General features: G+C 57.6%; 18 protein-coding genes and 3 pseudogenes. 10 read left to right on the top strand and 11 right to left on the bottom strand.

The features are described 5' to 3' along the window. Together AB4090_RS07795 and AB4090_RS07800 are read right to left on the bottom strand one after the other, a co-directional pair. Nucleotides 1-543: pseudogene (locus AB4090_RS07795) on the bottom strand (IS1380 family transposase); the annotation flags it as partial. 149 nt (nucleotides 544-692) lie between these two features. Continuing rightward, on the bottom strand, nucleotides 693-1,487 hold the full coding sequence (locus AB4090_RS07800; protein WP_369573312.1) for a hypothetical protein: 795 nt from the start codon (nucleotides 1,485-1,487) through the stop codon (nucleotides 693-695). A gap of 1,410 nt (nucleotides 1,488-2,897) precedes the next feature. Here AB4090_RS07800 and AB4090_RS07805 point away from each other — a divergent pair. The 6 genes from AB4090_RS07805 (at nucleotide 2,898) to AB4090_RS07830 (ending at nucleotide 10,669) form a co-directional block, all read left to right on the top strand. Beyond that, nucleotides 2,898-3,080: a hypothetical protein gene (locus tag AB4090_RS07805; RefSeq protein ID WP_369573313.1), complete on the top strand. Its 183-nt coding sequence runs from the start codon at nucleotides 2,898-2,900 to the stop codon at nucleotides 3,078-3,080. 329 nt (nucleotides 3,081-3,409) lie between these two features. Further along, a complete protein-coding gene (locus tag AB4090_RS07810; RefSeq protein ID WP_369573314.1) occupies nucleotides 3,410-3,628 on the top strand; it encodes a hypothetical protein in 219 nt (72 codons plus the stop codon). 160 nt (nucleotides 3,629-3,788) lie between these two features. Further along, nucleotides 3,789-6,575 (top strand): class I SAM-dependent DNA methyltransferase, encoded by a 2,787-nt coding sequence (locus AB4090_RS07815; protein ID WP_369573315.1) that lies wholly within the window; start codon nucleotides 3,789-3,791, stop codon nucleotides 6,573-6,575. Then, nucleotides 6,572-7,405 carry a hypothetical protein gene (locus tag AB4090_RS07820; protein WP_369573316.1) on the top strand — a complete coding sequence of 278 codons (834 nt, stop codon included), beginning with the start codon at nucleotides 6,572-6,574 and terminating at the stop codon, nucleotides 7,403-7,405. Before AB4090_RS07815 ends, AB4090_RS07820 begins: the two co-directional genes overlap by 4 nt. Next, nucleotides 7,402-9,459 (top strand): DEAD/DEAH box helicase, encoded by a 2,058-nt coding sequence (locus AB4090_RS07825; RefSeq protein WP_369573431.1) that lies wholly within the window; start codon nucleotides 7,402-7,404, stop codon nucleotides 9,457-9,459. The genes AB4090_RS07820 and AB4090_RS07825 overlap by 4 nt, the downstream gene beginning before the upstream one ends. Then, nucleotides 9,452-10,669, top strand: coding sequence for a GIY-YIG nuclease family protein (locus tag AB4090_RS07830; protein WP_369573317.1), 1,218 nt, complete (start codon nucleotides 9,452-9,454; stop codon nucleotides 10,667-10,669). Before AB4090_RS07825 ends, AB4090_RS07830 begins: the two co-directional genes overlap by 8 nt. 114 nt (nucleotides 10,670-10,783) lie before the next feature. Here AB4090_RS07830 and AB4090_RS07835 read toward each other — a convergent pair whose 3' ends face one another. From AB4090_RS07835 to AB4090_RS07860, 6 genes are all read right to left on the bottom strand, one after another. Then, on the bottom strand, nucleotides 10,784-11,083 hold the full coding sequence (locus tag AB4090_RS07835; RefSeq protein ID WP_369573318.1) for an addiction module antidote protein: 300 nt from the start codon (nucleotides 11,081-11,083) through the stop codon (nucleotides 10,784-10,786). Between the two features lie 3 nt (nucleotides 11,084-11,086). Beyond that, nucleotides 11,087-11,392, bottom strand: coding sequence for a type II toxin-antitoxin system RelE/ParE family toxin (locus tag AB4090_RS07840; RefSeq protein WP_369573319.1), 306 nt, complete (start codon nucleotides 11,390-11,392; stop codon nucleotides 11,087-11,089). Between the two features lie 112 nt (nucleotides 11,393-11,504). After that, nucleotides 11,505-12,839 carry a type II toxin-antitoxin system HipA family toxin gene (locus AB4090_RS07845; protein WP_369573320.1) on the bottom strand — a complete coding sequence of 445 codons (1,335 nt, stop codon included), beginning with the start codon at nucleotides 12,837-12,839 and terminating at the stop codon, nucleotides 11,505-11,507. Next, a complete protein-coding gene (locus AB4090_RS07850; RefSeq protein ID WP_369573321.1) occupies nucleotides 12,833-13,096 on the bottom strand; it encodes a helix-turn-helix domain-containing protein in 264 nt (87 codons plus the stop codon). Before AB4090_RS07850 ends, AB4090_RS07845 begins: the two co-directional genes overlap by 7 nt. A gap of 402 nt (nucleotides 13,097-13,498) precedes the next feature. Beyond that, nucleotides 13,499-13,678, bottom strand: coding sequence for a hypothetical protein (locus AB4090_RS07855; protein ID WP_369573322.1), 180 nt, complete (start codon nucleotides 13,676-13,678; stop codon nucleotides 13,499-13,501). 109 nt (nucleotides 13,679-13,787) lie between these two features. Beyond that, nucleotides 13,788-14,534, bottom strand: coding sequence for a hypothetical protein (locus tag AB4090_RS07860; protein WP_369573323.1), 747 nt, complete (start codon nucleotides 14,532-14,534; stop codon nucleotides 13,788-13,790). Between the two features lie 205 nt (nucleotides 14,535-14,739). Here AB4090_RS07860 and AB4090_RS07865 point away from each other — a divergent pair. Next, nucleotides 14,740-14,887: pseudogene (locus AB4090_RS07865) on the top strand (IS5/IS1182 family transposase); the annotation flags it as partial. 269 nt (nucleotides 14,888-15,156) lie between these two features. After that, nucleotides 15,157-15,588 (top strand): annotated as a pseudogene (locus AB4090_RS07870) (transposase); the annotation flags it as partial. Between the two features lie 158 nt (nucleotides 15,589-15,746). Here AB4090_RS07870 and AB4090_RS07875 read toward each other — a convergent pair. The 3 genes from AB4090_RS07875 to AB4090_RS07885 form a co-directional block, all read right to left on the bottom strand. After that, entirely contained in the window at nucleotides 15,747-16,253 is a 507-nt protein-coding gene (locus AB4090_RS07875) for a type II toxin-antitoxin system YhaV family toxin (protein WP_369573324.1), read from the bottom strand. Further along, nucleotides 16,250-16,579 (bottom strand): type II toxin-antitoxin system PrlF family antitoxin, encoded by a 330-nt coding sequence (locus AB4090_RS07880; RefSeq protein WP_369573325.1) that lies wholly within the window; start codon nucleotides 16,577-16,579, stop codon nucleotides 16,250-16,252. The genes AB4090_RS07875 and AB4090_RS07880 overlap by 4 nt, the downstream gene beginning before the upstream one ends. 357 nt (nucleotides 16,580-16,936) lie before the next feature. Then, complete coding sequence (locus AB4090_RS07885; protein ID WP_369573326.1) at nucleotides 16,937-17,080, bottom strand: hypothetical protein; 144 nt, start codon at nucleotides 17,078-17,080, stop codon at nucleotides 16,937-16,939. Between the two features lie 1,093 nt (nucleotides 17,081-18,173). On the opposite strand from AB4090_RS07885, the gene AB4090_RS07890 reads away from it, so the two are divergent. Both AB4090_RS07890 and AB4090_RS07895 read left to right on the top strand, forming a co-directional pair. Next, on the top strand, nucleotides 18,174-18,623 hold the full coding sequence (locus AB4090_RS07890) for a hypothetical protein (protein ID WP_369573327.1): 450 nt from the start codon (nucleotides 18,174-18,176) through the stop codon (nucleotides 18,621-18,623). Between the two features lie 90 nt (nucleotides 18,624-18,713). After that, entirely contained in the window at nucleotides 18,714-19,829 is a 1,116-nt protein-coding gene (locus tag AB4090_RS07895; protein ID WP_369573328.1) for an FIST C-terminal domain-containing protein, read from the top strand. The last annotated feature ends 8 nt before the right edge of the window (nucleotides 19,830-19,837 follow it).

Below are 19,837 nucleotides of genomic sequence, written 5' to 3' on the forward strand. Positions count from 1 at the left end.
ATCGTCATGAATGACGACCCCGGCTTCCGCCAAATGACCGACCATGGGCATGTAGCCCCGCTCTCCCTTGTAGGTCCACTCGGCTGTGCGTTTTTCGGCAATGATTTGCGTGGCATCCATGTCCAGGGTGTGGGTGTGACGACCGAGTTTCCGTAATCGGCGCCCCACTACCCATTGGTTCACCCGGCCCAGACCATCAAGACCCGCTCCCGCCCCCGTCCGCCGCAACCAGTCCCCCGTCGCATCCGTACTGGGCAGATGTTCCAAGGAGAGCAGGCGCCGCAATACCGGGTCAGAGTGAATCATCCGCAAATCTTCCAGAGAGCGGCCGCCGCCGGTCAGCATCAAGACCAGGGGCAATGCCTGCTGGACTGCCGCGTAGGCATGACCACTGCCCGGCCGAGGCATCTCCCGCTCCACCCAGCGGGGAAACTGGATACCGTACAGATACTCCCCAAAGAGCGTCAGCCCTGCCTGCGCGGTCAGCGCCTCGTCAGTTGCCCCCAACTGGAACGGAAGCACGCTTTGTGCCATCTTTCTCATCGGCCCCTCCTGCAAGTTCACCTTCTGGGTGATGCTCTTCGACAAGCCTATTCTACCAGAAATGCTTGCAGATCGGGGCCTTATCTATCCATCCCCTCACCCTAATCGCGGAAATTGGGTGCCCTTCAGCCTGCCCTTCAGGCTGCCCTTCAGGGCAGTCCAGGGATTTCCTGTTTCTTCCGTTCCTGCACTCTCACCAGCACATCCAGGCGCAAGGGCTCTGGTCTATGGTAGACGAGTAGACGTTTATCGACGTAAGGGATCTCCTGGGGCCATCCTGTCCAGACCGTTTTGTGGGTGCGATTCCAGCAACTTCGTCCCAAGGTGTATAGCGCCCATTGTTGCCTTCGGATACCGTGGAATCCAGGCATCCGGCGGATGGCGGATACGAGCCGTTCCAGATCATCCGTGCGCTCTTTGCCGGTATTGGAGCCATGCGCACTGCTGTACTGGCGCATGGCCGCTTCCAACTTCTCGTAGTGGTCTTCCTGGATACACCAGGTCCAGTGTCGGCCGCCGCCGTGTTTCTTCTCTCGCTGCAGATGAACCAGCACATACTGTTCTCCCCAGGTGAGACGCTGACGGCGGTTACCCGTGTCCAGAAGTGTCTCTTCTTCCCAAACACGGCCGGTTCCGGGAGTGACCAGCAGCCACCAGCGTAACGGTGTCAGCGCCTGTTCATTTTCCGGATAGAAAATGAGCGTGGCGTTGGCCATTCCCCGTGCCTTGTTGCGCGAGCGGGTTGCAGCACTGGCCGTGATGGCGTAGCACCCGGTAAATTTCTCCGCCAGCCGCAGGGCCTTGTGGGTCGGTAGGGTGCCACCGGTCCAGTAACGGCTGCCGCGCTGGACGGTTTCCAGGAGCAAACGCATGGTCGCGGATTTGCTGCGCGGGATGCGCAGAGGAGAGGTACCGGCAGGGAGGGGCGTGGGTAGATCCAGCATGGACATCTTCCTATCTAAATGGCGACAGGAAATATAGGCACCCTTTTCGCAAGATCCGGGATGCCGGATGGTCCGCAGGGCGTGTGTACAGCGGAAGGCCAGGCCGCGGGCAAGCCCCGAAAGCACAATGTGCTTCCGGGGAACCTCCCCAGGTGCGCAGCACACTACTAGAGATTCCATAGCAAGGAAGGAAAGAAAGGCCGGAACTGCGGATAGCGTGCCTATACTTGGCAGGTCCCAACGGAAACGCTATCGAGACCCGGATGCCGCCACATCCTCTACTGCCGCCAGATTCAGGAGGGCAGGGGTGTGCGCCGACGCATCCTGAACTCCGATAACCATCCTTCAGGTGCCGGCCGCCAACCGTCACCTGCCGCATTGCCCGTAGCCGGATGCCCGTAATGGGGCTCGTCCGGTTGCAACGGGCGCTTCCAGGGCTCACCCCCCTGGATTCGACCCAATCCGAGGCTGCAAGGGCCTGAGATTGGGCGACACGGAAACGGGTCTCCGGGCAACCGGAATCACCCTGACCGCAGACGAAAGCGGGTAGCCAGTCCCGCTCCGGGGCGGCCCGTAAGGGTCGAACCGGTACCACAGCCGAAGGCGTCAGTACCACCCGTGAGGGGGTAAGCCATCCAGGAGAAATCTGGGGATGGCGGCACTCTGGGGCGCAAGCTTTGGAGGTCGGCGAATAGCTCAAGCGGCAAAAGCACCCAGGTCCCAAAAGGACAGGGCGGGTGCGAAGTGGAGATCAGGCAAGCCATTGCCAGGACCTGCAGTGTCCTGGTGGTCAAATCTGGAAACCATTACATGAGTACGCCCAGGGACTTTGGAATCTCTCCCGGGCGGAAACCGGAAGCGGGAGTCGTACGGCTAGTGTAATAGGTGAGGAGATGGCGTGTGTGATCGCAGTAGTCGCGGTCTAACGTGGGAACCAGTGCACGGCTCCGGGGTGGCACCTGGAGGGAGACCGGAACGCCGATAAAAGCGTTTGGCACTGGGGGAGCGTGGTTGAGTAGCTGGCCCTGCATGACAGGGATAACGGTCCGGGGATTTGACCGAAACCGGATTGGAAAGGAAGGAGACCCCTTCCCCAACGAAAGACGACAGGTAATGCACAGGATGGAAAAACCCGCCTGGCGGCGGGTATCGGAGACGGATCGGCTCCCTTGGCGGGGGGTGGATTCGCGGACAGCAACGACGGGTTGGCGCCCGTCCAGAGCAAGGAGGTAATTATTATTATTCGTCCGGGGTGGCTTCGACCACCCCGGATGTTTTGCGTTTTGAGGGTAAAAAATAGGGATAAATAAATTCTGTGATGGGTCCGCCCTTACAGCAGTCAATCCTCATCAAGCTTCAGCAAAGTGGAAATGTCCACATACTCGCGGAGGTTCACCGAATTCCTCACACATGAGTCAAGATTCTGAAACGAGAGCTGGATGGCCGCCCGTCAAGATTGAGCTATTTGGCGGCCCGAGAAGAGCCTGGACGCTCCGGACGCAAGAAGTGGTTCGCGACAAACTGCAAGCGGGGGCCGTCGAGGGACCGGCGTCGATGGTGTTGCAGCTCATCAAGGCCCCAGTGTTCCAATGACGCCTAATCGCAGCAGTTGCCGCCCAGGCTGCCGATCGCAAATGTCCGGGCTCAGCCTTGACCGGACATCCACTTCAGACCGGCCAATGATCGCTCTTGGCCGACAGCCCGCATATATTATCCTTCTCCATAGCAGCCATTCCCGCACTATCCAAACAATATGACTCCGATCAACAACCAAGGAGTCTGTAATGGAAACCATCAACAAGCGCAAAACCTTGGTATTGCGGGGTACTCGTGGAGTTTGAGTTCTTGTCAAGAACTTGGATTGTATCGGATTTTACTGTACATTGCAGTACATGCTCAACATACCTACTTAGAAGGGAGCAATGGCTACCGCCAAGACCACCACACTGACCTTTCGCATCGAGCCCGGCCTGAAAGAGGCTCTGCGCGCGGCGGCCGTTCGCGAGCACCGTTCCATCGCCAATATGGTGGAGGTGTTGATTCGGGATTATTGCGGGCGGAACGACATTTCCATCCCCGAGCAGGGTGCGCCAGCCGTCACAAGCAAGTCGGTAGCCGCCCGCCGTACCCGGAGCCGGTAACAGCAGGGCTGCCCATGACCGACGACAACAAGTCCCTCGCCGTCTCGCCCAGGCTCGCAAGTGCTTCAGCAGTTCATGCGGGAGTACGTAGCCGAGAACAGCGGCAGTGCCGAGCGTCCACACCGAAAGACCCCCGATGCGCCAGAGGGGGTAAATAGCGTTGAACGCCGTAGAAATCGAACAAGCCATCACAGACCTTGCGGAGCAGCCCTTTGACCCCGCGAACTTCCCCTATGCCTTCCTTGAAGCCTTCGGCAACAAGGAGGCGACGATCAAGCGCCTTCGCGCCGGGGCGTCGAACAAGTCCGACCTCGGCGGCGTTCTCCAGACCAGCAACATCCACATCCTGACCTGCGACGCGGGGCAGGTGCCGACGGCGCTCAAGGCGCTCAAGGACAGTCCCGCCACCGCCAGGGCCAAGGCGAAGTTCATCCTCGCCACGGACGGTGCGGACATCAAGGCGGAAGACCTGGCTAGCGGCGATCCGGTCGCCTGCGCCTTCAAGGACTTCCCCGATCACTTCGGCTTTTCCCTGCCGCTGGCGGGCATCAGTACCGTCCGGCAGATCAGCGAGAACGCCTTCGACATCCGGGCGACCAGCCGCCTCAATCGCCTCTATGTCGAACTGCTGAAGGACAACCCCGAATGGGGCACGGCCGAACGCCGCCACGACATGAACCACTTCATGGCGCGGCTGATTTTCTGCTTCTTCGCCGAGGACACCGACATCTTCATCGGCAAGGGCAAGTTCACCGAAACCGTCGCGCAGATGAGCGCAAAAGACTCGTCCAACATGCATGAAGTGATTAGCACGCTGTTCCTGGCGATGAACACGGAGAAGAAGGATCGGCCCAATGCGAAAATTCCACGTTGGGCAAACGACTTTCCCTATGTCAATGGCGGCTTGTTCTCCGGCAGCATGGACGTGCCGAAATTCAGCAAGATCGCCCGGTCCTACCTCCTGCACGTCGGCGGCCTCGACTGGACCAGGATCAACCCCGACATCTTCGGGTCAATGATCCAGGCCGTCGCCGAGGACGAGGAGCGCGGCGAGCTGGGGATGCACTACACGAGCGTCCCCAACATCCTCAAGGTGCTGAACCCGCTTTTTCTCGACGACCTGCGAGCAAAGCTGGAGGAAGCGGGCGACAACGCACGCATGCTGCTCAATCTGCGCAAGCGCATCGCTAGGATCCGGGTCTTTGACCCGGCCTGCGGTTCGGGCAATTTTCTGGTCATCGCTTATAAGGAAATGCGTGCCATCGAGGCCGAGATCAACCAGCGGCGCAGCGAACCGGATCGCGCATCAGAAATCCCGCTCACCAACTTTCGCGGCATCGAACTGCGCGACTTCCCGGCGGAGATTGCCCGCCTCGCGCTGGTCATTGCCGAGTATCAGAGTGATGTGCTGTATCGCGGGCAGCGGCTCGCGTTGGCCGAGTTTCTGCCCCTGCGCAATGAAAACTGGATCACCTGCGGAAACGCTCTTCGGCTGGACTGGTTGAGCATCTGCCCGTCGACCGGAACGGGCGTGAAGGTGCAGGCCGATGACTTGTTCGGCTCGCCGCTCGACCAAGCAGAGATCGACTTCGAGAATGAAGGCGGCGAGACGTACATTTGCGGTAATCCGCCTTACGTTGGAACCAAGCGACAGACTGAACTTCAGAAAGCCGATTTAGAGAGCGTGTTCAGCCCACTTACCTCGGGCTGGAAGGTCTTAGATTATGTTGCTGGTTGGTTTGTAAAGGCAGCGAACTATGGCAAACACACGCCCGCGGCCGTTGCATTTGTGTCGACGAACTCAGTGTGCCAAGGCCAACAAGCACCAGTACTCTGGCCGCTCATCTTTTCGACAGGGCACGAAATTCATTTCGCGCACGGGTCATTTAAGTGGGCCAATCTTGCAGCAAGTAACGCTGGCGTTACTGTCGTCATCATTGGAATATCGAAACTACCAGGGAAGTTCCGCCGATTGTTTGACGTAACGGAATCTGGAGTCGTGACGGAAAGGCAAATGGAGAACATCAATGCCTACCTTGCGCCCGCTTCAAATGTACTAATCGAGCCGCAAGCACGACCGCTTTCCGATATTCCCGAATTCGCTCGGGGCAACTCACCCACAGATGGCGGAAACTTACTGCTCAAGTCGGAGGCAGTGCGCGCGTTGGTTGCTGAGGATGGGCGTGCGAAGACCTATATCAAAACATTCTATGGTTCCGACGAGGTAATTGCGGGAGTGAGTCGCTTCTGTATATGGATTGAAGATTCCGAAGCGGGCGCCGCGCTTGGAATACCCGCAATTAGGCAGCGTGTTGCTGCTGTTCGATCGTTTCGCGAGAAGAGTCCGAAAGCATCGACGCGAAAGGCAGCAGCGTGGCCGCATCGATTTGATGAAAGAAAGCCGCTACCGGCCGCTCGGGTAATCATCGTTCCCGTTCGTAGCTCCGAGAACCGCCCCTATCTTCCGGTCGATGTTCTTCCTCACGGCACCGTGGTCGCTAATACTGCCTTTTCGATGGTTGATGGGCCACTGTGGGTGGTGGCAGTCGTTGCCTCGCGACTGCACCTTTCGTGGATCGCTTCCGTTTGCGGACGTTTGGAACTGCGGTTTTCGTATACCAACACGGTCGGCTGGAACACGTTCCCCGTCCCGAAGCTTACAGAGAAGAACAAGGAAGACCTGACGAGCTGCGCCGAGAGCATTCTGCTGGCGCGAGAGCATCACTTCCCAGCCACCATCGCGGACCTCTACGATCCCGACGCCATGCCCGCCGACCTGCGCGCGGCGCATGAGCGCAACGACGAAGTGCTGGAGCGCATCTACATCGGTCGGCGCTTCAAGAACGATACCGAACGGCTGGAAAAGCTGTTTGACCTCTATACCAAGATGACTGCTTCGGCTGCACCAGCCAAGGGCAAGAAGCGCAAAGCGGGAGCCCGCGCATGAGCACCCTTACCGAAGTCGACAAGCGCTATCTTGAGAAAATCCTCGGGATGGAAGGTGGCTACCTTCTCGATTACAACGATATGACTTTCGGCCAGTTCTTCAATGGCCATGGGGTCGATATTCACGGCACGAATTACCGGACCTATGGGACCTCCAAGGCCAGGAAAATGCGCGCGTTCTGGGAGAGCGAACCTGATGCCTTGGTTGGTAAGGTCTTGTCTGAAATGCTTGATGTGTACGAGGCTAACTGCAAGCTGAACAACAAAGAAATTGATACGGCTGTTCTTCAAGAATCACGGAAAAGCGCGGCCCGGCTTTTGGGAAGGTCGCAGCCCGCGCCATCTTCAAAAACCGGCGATGATTTCTTGAACCGTGAGTTCACGATACCCAACATTCAAAATCTTCCGATTAAAGCTTCGGCTGTACCAATTATTGAAAGCCGCCTTGCCGAAGCGCGGAAAGCACTAGGGGTAGGTGCACATCTTTCGGTGATCTTTCTTTGCGGAAGCGTGCTTGAGGCAGTTCTGCTTGGGGCCGCGCAGAAAGAGCCCGCCCGCTTCAATCAGGCAGCCGCCAGCCCAAAGGCCAATGATGGCAAGGTAAAGCATTTTCCAGATTGGAGCCTTGCCCAATTCATTGATGTCGCCTGCGAGCTTGACTTGCTCAAACCAGATGTGAAGAAATTCAGCCACGGTCTACGGGATTTTCGCAACTATATTCACCCCCATGAGCAGATGGTGTCACGCTTCACGCCGGACGAACATACGGCGAAGCTCTGCTTTCAGGTTCTAAAAGCAGCACTTGCAAGTGTTGCAGGGGAGCGAAAATAATGATCGAAACAAAATCCATCCCCTCCATCTCTGTCACCTACGCCCGCAACGGTGCATCGACCAAGGCCAATGTCCTTGGCATGCGGCCCATGCAGGAGCGGGCCTACGAGAAGCGCGGTGAGCAATACCTGCTGATCAAGTCACCCCCGGCGTCCGGCAAGAGCCGCGCCCTCATGTTCGTTGCGCTCGATAAGCTCAAGAACCAGGGCTTGAAACAGGCGATCATCGTCGTGCCGGAGAAGTCCATTGGGGCCAGCTTCAACGATGAGCCGCTATCCAACTTCGGTTTCTGGTCCGACTGGCATGTCGAGCCGAAGTGGAACCTCTGCAACGCGCCCGGTAATGACAACGGTGGCAAGGTCAAGTCGCTCGGTGCGTTCCTTGAAAGCGACGACCAGGTGCTGGTCTGCACGCACGCAACCTTCCGCTTCGCGGTCGATGCCTACGGCGTGGAGGCATTCGACGACCGGCTGATCGCGGTCGATGAGTTCCACCACGTTTCGGCCAGCCCCGATAACAAGCTCGGTCTGCACCTGGGGCAGTTCATCGCGCGGGGGCGGACGCACATCGTCGCCATGACCGGCTCTTACTTCCGGGGCGACGCCGAGGCCGTGCTGGCACCGTCGGACGAAGCCAAGTTCGAGACCGTCACCTACACCTACTACGAACAGCTCAACGGCTACGAGTACCTGAAGCAACTCGACATCGGCTACTTCTTCTACAGCGGGTCTTATGTTGATGACATGCTCAACGTCCTCGACCCCGGCGAGAAGACGATCATCCATATCCCCAACGTCAATTCACGCGAGAGCACGAAGGACAAGATGCGGGAGGTGGAACACATCATCGAGGCGCTGGGTGTGTGGGACGGCGTTGATCCCGCAACCGGCTTCCAGCTCGTCAAGCGGCCCGATGGCCGCGTGCTGCGAATCGCCGATCTTGTCGATGATGACGCTACCAAGCGCGACCGCGTGTCCGCCGCCCTCAAGGACCCGGCGCAGAAGAACAACCGCGACTACGTGGACATCATCATCGCGCTGGGCATGGCGAAGGAAGGCTTCGACTGGATATGGTGCGAGCACGCCCTAACCGTCGGCTATCGCGCCAGCTTGACCGAGATCGTGCAGATTATCGGTCGCGCTACCCGCGACGCGCCCGGCAAGACTTGCGCGAGGTTCACCAACCTGATCGCCGAGCCGGATGCCTCCGAGGAAGCCGTGACCGAGGCCGTCAACGACACCTTGAAGGCCATTGCCGCAAGCCTCCTGATGGAACAGGTCCTCGCCCCGCGCTTCGAATTCAAGCCCAAGAACGCGGACAGCGGCCCCACGCCGGGCTTCGATTACGGCGAGGGCGGCTATGACCCCGACAAATCCAACGTCGGCGTCAACCACCAGACCGGACAGGTGCAGATCGAGATCAGGGGCCTCGCCGAACCTAAGAGCAAGGAAGCGACGCGCATCTGCCAGGAAGACTTGAACGAGGTGATCGCCACCTTCATTCAGGACAAGACTGCCATTGAGCGCGGCTTGTTCGATGAAGAACTAGTGCCGGAGGAACTGACGCAGGTTCGTATGGGCAAGATCATCAAGGACAAGTACCCCGACCTTGACGCGGAAGATCAGGAAGCCGTGCGCCAGCACGCCATCGCCGCCCTCACGCTGACCCAGCAGGCGAAGCAGCTTGCGACGGGTGGCGAAACCGACGAGGCACCCCCCAACACCGCCCTGATCGACGGCGTGCGCCGCTTTGCGATGGACGTGCGCGAGTTGGATATCGACCTGATCGACCGCATCAACCCCTTCGGGGAAGCCTACGCCATCCTCGCCAAGACCATGAGCGAGGACAGCTTGAAGCAGGTTGCGGCGGCGATCTCCGCCAAACGCGCGAACCTGACGCCGGACGAAGCGAAGGAGCTTGCCGTCCGCGCCGTCCAGTTCAAGAAGGAGCGCGGACGTGTGCCCGCGCTCAATTCGCAGGATGCGTGGGAGCGACGCATGGCCGAAGGTGCCGCCGCGTTCATGCGCTATAGGAAGGAGGGTCGGTATGAGTGACCCCGACCTCGACGAACTGGCGGCGGAACTTTCCGAGTTCGCCGCGCCGGAAGCCAAGGGTGGACGCCCGCCGCGCGAGGAGCGCGTCATCGCCGGGTTCGAGGAAATCCAGCGGTTTGTCGAGAAGCACGGTCGCGCTCCGCAGCACAGGGAAGACCGCGATATTTTCGAGCGGCTGTACGCCGTGCGTCTTGACCGCCTGCGCGCGCTTCCCGACTGCCGCGCCGTGATTGAACCGCTGGACCATCAGGGCTTGCTTGCGGGTGCAACGAGAGTCGCCGAGCCCTCGCCCGACTACGACGTGGACCAACTGGCTGCCGAGCTGACGGGCGTGGGCGGCGCAGACGATATAACCGTCCTGCGCCATGTCCGCACTAGCGCCGACAAACGCGCCGCCGATGAGATTGCCGACCGCAAGCCATGTGAGGACTTCGAGAAGTTCAAGCCGCTGTTTGAGCGCGTACAGGCCGACCTCAAAACGGGCCTGCGCCAGGCACAGCCTATCCAGGCTGGCCGCCGCGCGATTGAGGCCGGAGACTTTTTTGTTCTCGATGGCATCACGCTCTACGTCGCCGAGGTTGGAGAGCCGCTGAAAACCACCGCCGGGGAAGTGGACCGCCGCTTGCGCCTCATCTTCTCCAACGGCACCGAGAGCAATCTGCTGCTGCGCTCGCTCCAGCGCGCGTTCTACAACGATCCAGCCGCGCGGCGGCTGGCCTCGCCCGAGAGCGGGCAACTCTCCTTCGGCGGCGAGCTTGAGGCCGATGATGTGAAAAGCGGCACGATCTACGTGCTGCGCTCCCTGTCCGATTATCCCTATGTCGCGCAGCACCGTGACATCATCCACAAGGTCGGTGTGACCGGCGGCAAGGTGGAGACACGTATCGCCAACGCCGAGAACGAAGCGACCTACCTACTGGCAAAAGTCGAGGTCGTCGCGACCTACCAGCTCGCGGGGATCAATCGCACTCGTATGGAGAACTTGTTCCACAGGCTTTTCGCGTCCGCGCGGTTGAACATCACCATTAACGACCGCTTCGGTCATCCCGTGCAGCCCGAGGAATGGTTTCTCGTTCCCTTATTCGTCATTGACGAGGCCGTAGAGCACATCAAGGACGGGACGATAACCAAGTATGTCTACGACCCCAAGGCGGCGCGGCTGGTTAAGACGGTTTCCGCGTCGCGCGCGGAGGATGAGAAGGCGGGCTAAATGCGCGTGGATTGAAACACTCTATAAATCGGGGGTGAACCCTCCGATAAGCCGTCTCTTTTTTTATCAAAACCAACCATCCTCGGACGAGGATGGACCGATTCCCGCAACTGTTCAGGCATGCCTCACATCGACATGCAGACGCATACCCAGGGCGCGGGCCACCTTGAGAATCGTGGCGAAGCTCGGATTCCCTTCGCCAGACAGGGCCTTGTACAGACTCTCCCGCCCCATGCCTGTGTCATGAGCCAGACGGGTCATACCGCGGGCGCGGGCGGTGGTGCCCAGCGCGCGGGCGAGAAAGGCCGCGTCATCGCCAGCTTCCTCAAAGCAGGCGTTGATGTAAGCGGCGATGTCCGCTTCGGTTTTCAGGTGTTCGGCGCTATCCCATGTGCGCAATTCCAGTTTTTCCATGGCTCACTCCTTCAATTGTCGGGCCAAATCCAATGCCAGGGCGATATCCGTTGCTTGGGTGGATTTATCGCCACCTGCCAGCAGTACGACGATTTCCATGCCGCAGCGCCTGAAATACACCCGGTACCCGGGTCCGTAATGAATGCGCATTTCCGAGACGCCGTTTCCTACCGGCTCACAGTCCCCAAAATTGTTCATCTCGGCGCGATCGATCCGCATCTGGATTCGCGCTTTGGCTTGGCAATCTCGCAGTCCGTCAAAGCATCGGTCGAATATCCGCGTGGTCTGGATGCTGTCCCTAGGTGCCACTGTATCCTAAATTATACGATCGTCCAAGCATCGAATGGCATCACTAATAGATCAGTAGTTCAATCCCCGTCCCCCCTGAAGGGGATGGGGATTACCACCCTGTAAGGATGTTTCAGCTTTTGGGCATCTTCTCAAGCCGATCGGCCTGGCGGCGCATACCGATGAAAATCGGATCGGACACAGATTTTGGAAAGTCTGAGGGCAAAAGCTTAGGCAGGTTTTCCAACACTGCTGGCACCTTGTCCAAAACATCCTGGATGACGTCCTCGAAGTCGAGGCCCAAAGCCTTGCGCTTTGCCGTGATATTCCAGTGCTGACGCCGGATTTCCGTCAACCGATAATGCAGACTCTTCTCGCCGCGCACACCCATGGCGAGCTTGAGTTTCCTCTCGTCGAACAATCTAGGGCCAGCGCCCGTATGGGGCCATGCCGACAAGATATCGTACAGAGGTGCGAGATCGAAAAGCCCGCCCTGCCTGAGAAGAATACTGAAGTTTTTCGCATGTCCATCCGGGGCGCCCAGGAGCCAAAAGATCAGTTGCGCCTTTAGGAAGTCGCGGCGATCTATTTCCGCACGGGAACTCCCGCGAAGAATATCCAGAATGGCGTCGATTCCGGGACCTCCATCGCTCTGGTACTTCTTCGACGCCGGAACACCCAGGGCCTGGCAAAAGTCTTCCTGTGGGATGCGTGCCAACCAAGTTCCTTGCCACAGTCGGTCAAAGCGAGTGACTACAAGCACCGTGTGCCGACCGAAATGTTCAATGTGCGAAGCGGCAACCGGGATACCAAACGCCTGGACGATGCGAGCGCAGAGCCATTCGTTCTCGACGGAGGTCGTCAGGTCAATACCGGCCGGAACTCTCCCCATGGGTAATTTGAGGATATGCGTGGTCGGTGTACTGCCACGCGGAAGGCACCACTGCCCCTCGTGTACCAGTAGCGCGATCTTGTCCTGGGCTCCCGCCAGCGAGATGCGAAAGTCCCCCTCCACTATGCGGTAAGGTACGCGGGCCACGGCTTGGTCCAGTAAGCGCTCGACGGCCTGCTCGTCCAGCGGATCGGCCAGTATTCTATGGATGTCCGTCGGGGCGTATCCGGCGGGAACCAGTTGGATGGCGCCGGCGCAATCACGGCCGATTTGCTCCAGCAGGTCAAAAGCGCGGTCGGCCCTTGCCCCGAACTGCTCCGCTATTCGCTGCCGGGTATTCGGGTTTTCCGGGAGAAGGTTGTCGAAGAACGATTCCACGATACCTCCCAGAAACGGAGTCGTCCCTTGTGCCAAGGGCAAGGACAGCGATATCGGGCGTGCTTGATCGTGTCGCAGCCAAGTCTGTGCATAAGAAAAAAGATGACTGGCCCGTGTCACCGACCATGTGCCTACCAGCACTCCGTTCATCCACAGGTCAAGGGCTTTGGTTTGGGAGGGGCGGCCCGGATTCACCATGGCGCCTTCTTCCTCGTATCCGCGATGGTGTCGCTCCCAGCGTTTAAGGTGCGCACCTGAAGCTGGGCTCCCAACGCCATGAGCACGGTCAAAAGCTGATCAAGAGAGACCCGGTCCGGATGCGCCTCGATGGAGGAAATGCGTTTTTGGGACAGGCCCATTTTCTCTCCCAGCCTTTTTTGCGTGAGGCCGCGCTCTAGCCGTAAGCGCTTCAACACAACAGAGAGATCAGTGATCGTCGTGATAGGTGTATCCATGCGCTTCGGAACTCGCGATCAAGAGTATAAAACGTATACTCGTAATAAGGAGTATATAGTATAAACTCGCAATTCGGAGTGTGCAAGCCCAACACGAGGACAGTGCCGGGATACTCGACGGGATGTCTGGGGCACACTTTTTACTCAGCTTCTCCAGATTTCTCTCAGTAAGCTAGGTTGGTGCAAGAAAATGTTCAGTCCGTTCTCGCTTCGCGGTATACCGGCACAACGAGACGGCACCCTGTGCAAGGCAGAACCATCCTCAAGGCGCGATTATACACATCTTACCCCAGGTTATCGTCGATGGATAATATCGGATAAGATTCCCATAACTCAGGGAGCCTGCCTGGCTGCGGGGCCTCGAAGTGGTTTTCCATGCCGCTATGGCGGGCCGTGCCTTTGTTAATGCAGGAACTTGAAAAGTGTCATGAGCGCTGCGAGAACGGCGGTCATGGTGCCCATCGCGCCTATCGTCCATTTGATCAGGCGCGTCTCCAGAGCGGCCAGGTCCGCCTTGGTGGCCATGGTGGCTTCTACCACCGTCAGCCTTTTGTCGATGTCTTCCATCACGCCTGTGTCCATCGGTGCTCCCGTTGTTTTTTTCAGACTATGGATCTTACAGGAAAACCGGCAAGCGCCCAAGGCGGCAAGTACCCCGACGCTTAATCACCTTGTTTATGCCATAAATTGGCTAACAGATAACTATAGGCGGACTATTTACCCGCGCCCAGGCTTCGTCCTGTTCTTCCTCTTCAGGGGTCCGATCCCGGATCAAGGGGCCTTCATCCCCCACGAGTTTCCACCAGTGACGCGGTTTCCAAATTCCCATCTGAAACAGAATAAGGCGCCCCATCTGGAACAAAACTGTCCAGGTGAAGAAACCCAACAGATAGGATGCAGCCCCCTGCCGGCCCATTTCTTCCATGACTACGGACTGATGAGTCCAGGCATAACCAAAAGCCGTGAACAGATTCACTGGAAAACCGGCCGGCGCACTGCCGTAGATCCCGAGCAACAGATCCCAGCCGGCGCTGACCAGTACGACCATAGTCAACACGTAGCACGCCCGTGCCCCCACGGCCAAGGTTCTCCAGCGGGGATGCCGGAAAATACTGAAAGGAACGGCCTCCCGGTACTCCTGACCATCTTTGGTCTTGAAACGAGGTCCGAACAGGGGCGGGGTCAGGAAAAAGATCACGAAAAATGTGAAGAAGACGAACGTAACCAAGCCGGCACCACCCATAACGGTGAGCGTAAGGTGCGTATCTGGGGAGAATATACCTAGCAGGAGGTGTACCGGCCCCGACGTTATCAACGGTAACTTACTGCGGCCAGCCATGTAAACCAGAAAAAACAGCCAGGCATACAGCAGCAGGAAACTACCCAGCATTCCCCAGAGGTACATGGCCCGGTCGCGGGGAGTTAGTTTATAGCTCATAAAACAAATTCTATTTCTATTCTGGCCAACTTTAGTTATTATACCACGTATGGGTAATTAACGCAATTAACTTGCCAGACTTTTCTGCTCCCGCTGCTGGAAATAGTTGCCGAATTCTACAACATTATTGGGCGCCTCGAAAAACCTTCCCATTTTGGCTATATATGATAAAATATAACCAGTTGAATATTATGGGGTATGCCGGATGAAACCACGAAAGAGCGCAATCAAAACCGACCTGTTTGCCGCGGATTTCCACCAGCAGAAACTGGATCAGTTGGGTGATCCATTGCTGCGCATCGCTTTCTGCATCGACTTTCCTGCCGGCGGCAGAGGTCGATCGTGTGGCCCCCGCTGCGAGCCTGGAGAGCGAAGCGGGGGCGAGTAGTCCCCAGTAGGCAACGCGGCGAACTGCATCCGCCGAAACGACCGCGAAGCTGGGAGTGCAGGCGCGTGCTGTGCCGCATGGTTGCCGACAAGTCATTCGGGAGACGAGTGCGCCGTCTGCGCCCCAACGAGGGCGTGACGGTGCGCCGGTGACCGGGACGGCTGGGGCCTATTATCTGGTCGGCAGCGCAAGGCCGATCGCGCAACGACGCGCGAAAAGGCCTGCTGAGCACGCCGACTCTCCTGTCGTCCGGCGAGTCCCCAGGGCGGTCGCCCTCCTTATCCCACGGAAACCATGGTGCGAATATTGGTGTTAAAGCGCCTCTACAATCTTTCAGACGAACAGATGGAGTACCAGCTTCTGGATCGCCGTAGCTATCAGCGTTTTTGCGGTCTGGTGGATGCTGCGCGTCTTCCGGATCGCACGACCATCTGGCATTTTGAGAACCGTATCGGTGTGGCCGGTGCCGAAGCGCTGTTCACCGCGGTGGAGCAGCAAATCCTGCAGCACGGCTATGTGGCACGGGGTGACCAGATCATTGATGCCACGCTGGTACCGGCACCCAAGCAACATTTTTCCAGAGACGACAAGGAACAGATCAAAGAAAATGCCACGCCTGCCGACTGGAGCCCAGCGAAACGCCGTCAGAAAGATCTGGATGCGACCTTCAGGGACAAATGGCCGAAATAGTGCCATTTTATCCGAAAGCACGGACATTTGTTCGGACACGGGGCGGAATCGAACCGTTCTCCGTCCATCTCCCTCACCTTCTTCTCCAAGACTGATGACCTCATGACAACTCTGTTCGCCACGGAAGCCAAGCCTTACGGTGCAATGCCAGCGGCAAATTGCTGCAAGCGTTGGCCCTCGGCCCGTGCTTCGGCGAGCAACCGGTTCCAGTCGTCTGGCGGATGGCCGCTTTCCAGCATCTTGCGGAACACCTTGTAGGCGTCGTCGCTGCTCTCGTAGGCACGCTTCGTGTCCTCATCGTTGACCCAAGCGAACACGATCACCTTGGTTTGAGCGTGGTAGCGGAAGAACAGTCGGTACTGCTGGAAGAACTTGGCCCGGAACCAGTGCTTGTGATCCTCGCCGAGGGTGTTGCCCTGCCGGTATTCCGGCCGCGCCGGGTCTTGCGGGATGACGTCGAACGCCAGCGCGGTCACCGCCGCCAATCGCTTGCTGGCGTTCTTCTTCACGTAGCCGACGTGGTCCTTTTGCTTGAACGCTTCGACCTGCTGGGCCAAAGCTTCAATCTGGGCAAGGAACAGCGGGTGAGCGAAAACCGTCCAGCCGTGAATGACCAAGGGCGCGGGCTTGTCCGCGCTCATTCATCGTCTGCCGACAGGGCGGCATCGAGATCGACATCGACGCCGCCGACCAGCGATTGGAGTCGCTGGACGAAGTCAGCATCCACGGCCTGCAGGCGTTCCGGGTGACTGGCGATGTCGCGGGCCAGGAAGCCCAGGAACTGGCCGAGCACCGGGTCGCCGCCTTCGGAGACTTCAGCACGGGTCAGCACCACCTCACCGCTGGGGCGGATGGTGTAGTGGATTTTGTCGCGCTTGCCGAGCCGAAGGGCGCGGCGCACGGTTTCCGGCACCGTGGTCTGGTAGCGGTCAGTCAGCGTGGATTCGACTTCGAGGGTGGCAGGCATGGTACTCTCCGGTCTAAGAGGGGAGGATGTGCTGCATGATAATGCATTTGCATTGCCATGTCAATGCAAATGCATTGTCTATGATTGTTGCCATCCTGTCCGGTGTTTCGGATGGGCGACTGGCTACCACTTTCCATATCGAATGCCGCGAGCCGGGGGTGTCCATACGATCAGGCGAATGTCTGTGAAAACGGCCGAATATGACAAAATTGGGACCGTGGCCTGAAGGACGGACTCTTGTTCAGGAATTGGTTGTGGGTTCGCTTCCGCAGTCCGCCACCACCAGGATGTCTCAGCCGTCCACGGCCTTCAGGGTTTTCTCCGAAAGTTCCATGGTATGCTATATCCTGTCGTCTTTTAGACCGACGTTGGCGATACTCCGGGTTCGGGCAGGCCCTCATGATGGGTGCGGGCTTCGGGATCGGAGGCGATCTCATCAACAGCATCTTCTGAGCGTGGTTTGACCATGGCGGCAGCGGTGTGGTGTGCATTGCTGCCCATCGCAGCCACCTTTGCGACACCGGAAGAGAATCAGACAACGGCATTATCGGACAAGAAGGGGTAATGATATGGATCCAGTTACGCTATTTGCCATAGTTCTGGTATCTGTGGCCGCTATTCTGGCGGGTGGTATCCGTTTCTCCCACTGGTGGTACGAGCAGGAGAAAAAGCCAAAAAAAAGAGCCGACCCCCCACACGGTCATTGATTACATCTGTCCCACGCATTGCGGGGGCTTTGTTAGTGCGTACTCAGCCGCAGACCGGTATGGTTTTCTCCGGAGAAAACCCCGGCTTGGACATACCCCACCTTCTGGGCGAGGGGAATGTCAAAGCACACTCATCCAACGGGAATGAGGCACGCTTACGCTGATGCGGTTCTTCTTGGGTAGGCTCAATTTTCAGATGCCTGGAGATGACCTAAATTGATTCCGAGGGCAATCATCAATAGCTCGGTAAGTCAGGTAAGCTGATTTATCGATGTTGAGCCTCTGTTCAGTTTAGGTTCACCATTATGGTGATTGATCGCATCGGCCAGATCTGATAGAGTTTGCCGAGTAATGAATGTTGTAACTAGGCATTGTAACTATCCCGGCTAAATGGTTTATCTCAACTCATTGATAGTTCAATAAAAGTATGCACGGAAGGCAGAATCCCACCCTCTCCGCCAATTTCTACTAATATCCTGAATACCAACAGCAGCATGGGGTTCAGGCGGTTGTATGGTACAAAAAGCCGGTACAAAACGGAGCGTGCGGGACGAGGAGAAGGTGATGCCCGCCCTGCCCAGAAACCGCTATAAGTCCACCCCCCACGGATTTCAATTCGGCATTGTGGTTTCTAATCTCTGTCCCCGTTGGTGGTCTCCTGACCGGAAAAGTTTGCCATCTGGCGATTACCCTCCAAGAAGAAGCCCGATCGGCCGTGGACGTTCTTGATGACTGATCCTATATACACAATTAGTGGACTTCACGCAGTCGCAGGTCGATGGGCAAAGGAACTACCCGGCAAAAGTAGACCACTCGATTCCGTGTATGATACGCTGCTTTGAAAGTTAATTAATAAAGAGTTTTTTATTATAAATGTGCGGGGCTATATGGTAAATAAACATGGGTTGCTGGTTCTGGATCTGCAAACCGGATTTTCCCATCATCCGGATTGTATTGAATCTATCAGAGATTTGGCACAAGAATACGAAGTTGTTGTGGCTACTCGTTTTTCCCCTCCTGCGGATAGTAAACATCGGCAGGCGAATAACTATGCCGCTGTGGATGGTGGTTCCGTTATTGATGTCGGGCATGACATTGTCATAGAAAAGACCGGTTACGGCCTGTCACCCTCGGATCTTTCTGTTTTGCGAGGATTTTCTGAAGTTACAGAATGGGGTCTCGCCGGAAGCCGAAGTGGGGCTTGCATATTGGCTTGCGCCTTTTCGTTGTGGGATGCGGGAATTCCATTCCATGTCGTGAGATCTCTATGCAACACGCAAAATAGCCATATGCGAGAAGCTATGAGCATCATACTACAGCAACAATTTGGTGTCTGATAACCTACCCCGTTTTGTGTCTGCAAGCTAGGCTTCGTACAATGCAGGGCATTCGGCAAATGACGCCGGCAAACGATCAGGACGCAACCGATGAGTACCCCTTTCCCTTTTGGCCATGCCGCAGCGGACCACTGGCGAGATGCACTGGAGCAAGCCCTGGCTGCTTGTGCCTGGGAGGGTTTCCCTAGCACTCTTGGCTTCCTCTATCTGAACGAAGCTTATGAGCCTGCGCTTGCGGAGATGATGGCGGCGCTGCAGGAGGCCACGGGGGTGCAGGATTGGGTGGGGTCGGTGGGTATTGGCGTTGCGGCTACCAATCACGAATATCTCGATACGCCCGCCCTGGCACTGCTGTTTACCGATCTACCAAAGAGCGAATATCGTCTTTTTGCCGGCATGGATGCCTACGAAAGTGAAGAGTTGCGTTTGGATGATGGACGTCAGGCGGCCTTGGCCATTGTCCACGCGGACGCCCACAGTCAGGATCTACCCGAGCAGGTGCGGCATTTGGCGGCGCGTTGTAGCAGCGGTTTTCTTATGGGGGGTGTGACCAGTAGCCGGGGGCAGGGAGCCCAGCTTGCCGGGCGTGTGTTACATGGTGGATTAAGCGGCGTGGCGTTTTCCGATCAAGTCATGATCCGCACGCGCCTGAGTCAGGGCTGCACGCCCATTGGGCCGGTGCACCGAATTCAGGAGGCGGAACGCAACATCGTCGCCACCCTGGATCGTCGTTCCGCCTTGGAAGTCCTCTATGATGAGGTGGGAGAGGTACTGGCACGGGATATCCGTCGTGCTGCAGGCTTCATCTTCGCCGCACTCCCGTTGGCCGGTTCGGATCAGGGGGATTACTTGGTGCGTAATCTCGTGGGGGTAGATGAGCAAAATGGTCTGGTAGCTATTGGCGATTATGTCGAGTCGGGCGCCGAACTGATGTTCTGCAAACGAGATGGGGACAGTGCGCACGCGGATCTGCAGCGGATGCTTGCCGATCTACAAAAATTAGCGGCTGGTCGCGCCATACGCGGTGCGATTTATGTCTCCTGCCTTGGACGGGGCGAGAGCCTCTTCGGTGCCAACTCCATAGAGCTGCGGCTGATCAGCAAGATCCTGGGCGACGTACCATTAGTGGGTTTCTTTGCCAATGGCGAGATCTATCATGATCGCATCTACGGCTATACCGGTGTCCTGACCCTGTTTTTGGAATAGTCCATCAG

The sequence above is a fragment of the Acidithiobacillus sp. IBUN Pt1247-S3 genome (genome assembly GCF_041146875.1).
GTDB lineage: Bacteria > Pseudomonadota > Gammaproteobacteria > Acidithiobacillales > Acidithiobacillaceae > Igneacidithiobacillus.

Excerpts from the sequence above, each read along its gene's own strand:
- AB4090_RS07895 (WP_369573328.1), top strand. The coding sequence starts at position 18,714 with ATGAGTACCCCTTTCCCTTTTGGCCATGCCGCAGCGGACCACTGGCGA.
- AB4090_RS07800 (WP_369573312.1), bottom strand. The coding sequence starts at position 1,487 with ATGCTGGATCTACCCACGCCCCTCCCTGCCGGTACCTCTCCTCTGCGC.
- AB4090_RS07875 (WP_369573324.1), bottom strand. The coding sequence starts at position 16,253 with ATGAGCGCGGACAAGCCCGCGCCCTTGGTCATTCACGGCTGGACGGTT.
- AB4090_RS07820 (WP_369573316.1), top strand. The coding sequence starts at position 6,572 with ATGAGCACCCTTACCGAAGTCGACAAGCGCTATCTTGAGAAAATCCTC.
- AB4090_RS07890 (WP_369573327.1), top strand. The coding sequence starts at position 18,174 with ATGGTAAATAAACATGGGTTGCTGGTTCTGGATCTGCAAACCGGATTT.
- AB4090_RS07830 (WP_369573317.1), top strand. The coding sequence starts at position 9,452 with ATGAGTGACCCCGACCTCGACGAACTGGCGGCGGAACTTTCCGAGTTC.
- AB4090_RS07850 (WP_369573321.1), bottom strand. The coding sequence starts at position 13,096 with ATGGATACACCTATCACGACGATCACTGATCTCTCTGTTGTGTTGAAG.
- AB4090_RS07860 (WP_369573323.1), bottom strand. The coding sequence starts at position 14,534 with ATGAGCTATAAACTAACTCCCCGCGACCGGGCCATGTACCTCTGGGGA.
- AB4090_RS07810 (WP_369573314.1), top strand. The coding sequence starts at position 3,410 with ATGGCTACCGCCAAGACCACCACACTGACCTTTCGCATCGAGCCCGGC.
- AB4090_RS07805 (WP_369573313.1), top strand. The coding sequence starts at position 2,898 with ATGAGTCAAGATTCTGAAACGAGAGCTGGATGGCCGCCCGTCAAGATT.
- AB4090_RS07835 (WP_369573318.1), bottom strand. The coding sequence starts at position 11,083 with ATGGAAAAACTGGAATTGCGCACATGGGATAGCGCCGAACACCTGAAA.
- AB4090_RS07880 (WP_369573325.1), bottom strand. The coding sequence starts at position 16,579 with ATGCCTGCCACCCTCGAAGTCGAATCCACGCTGACTGACCGCTACCAG.
- AB4090_RS07855 (WP_369573322.1), bottom strand. The coding sequence starts at position 13,678 with ATGGACACAGGCGTGATGGAAGACATCGACAAAAGGCTGACGGTGGTA.
- AB4090_RS07845 (WP_369573320.1), bottom strand. The coding sequence starts at position 12,839 with ATGGTGAATCCGGGCCGCCCCTCCCAAACCAAAGCCCTTGACCTGTGG.
- AB4090_RS07885 (WP_369573326.1), bottom strand. The coding sequence starts at position 17,080 with ATGGGCAGCAATGCACACCACACCGCTGCCGCCATGGTCAAACCACGC.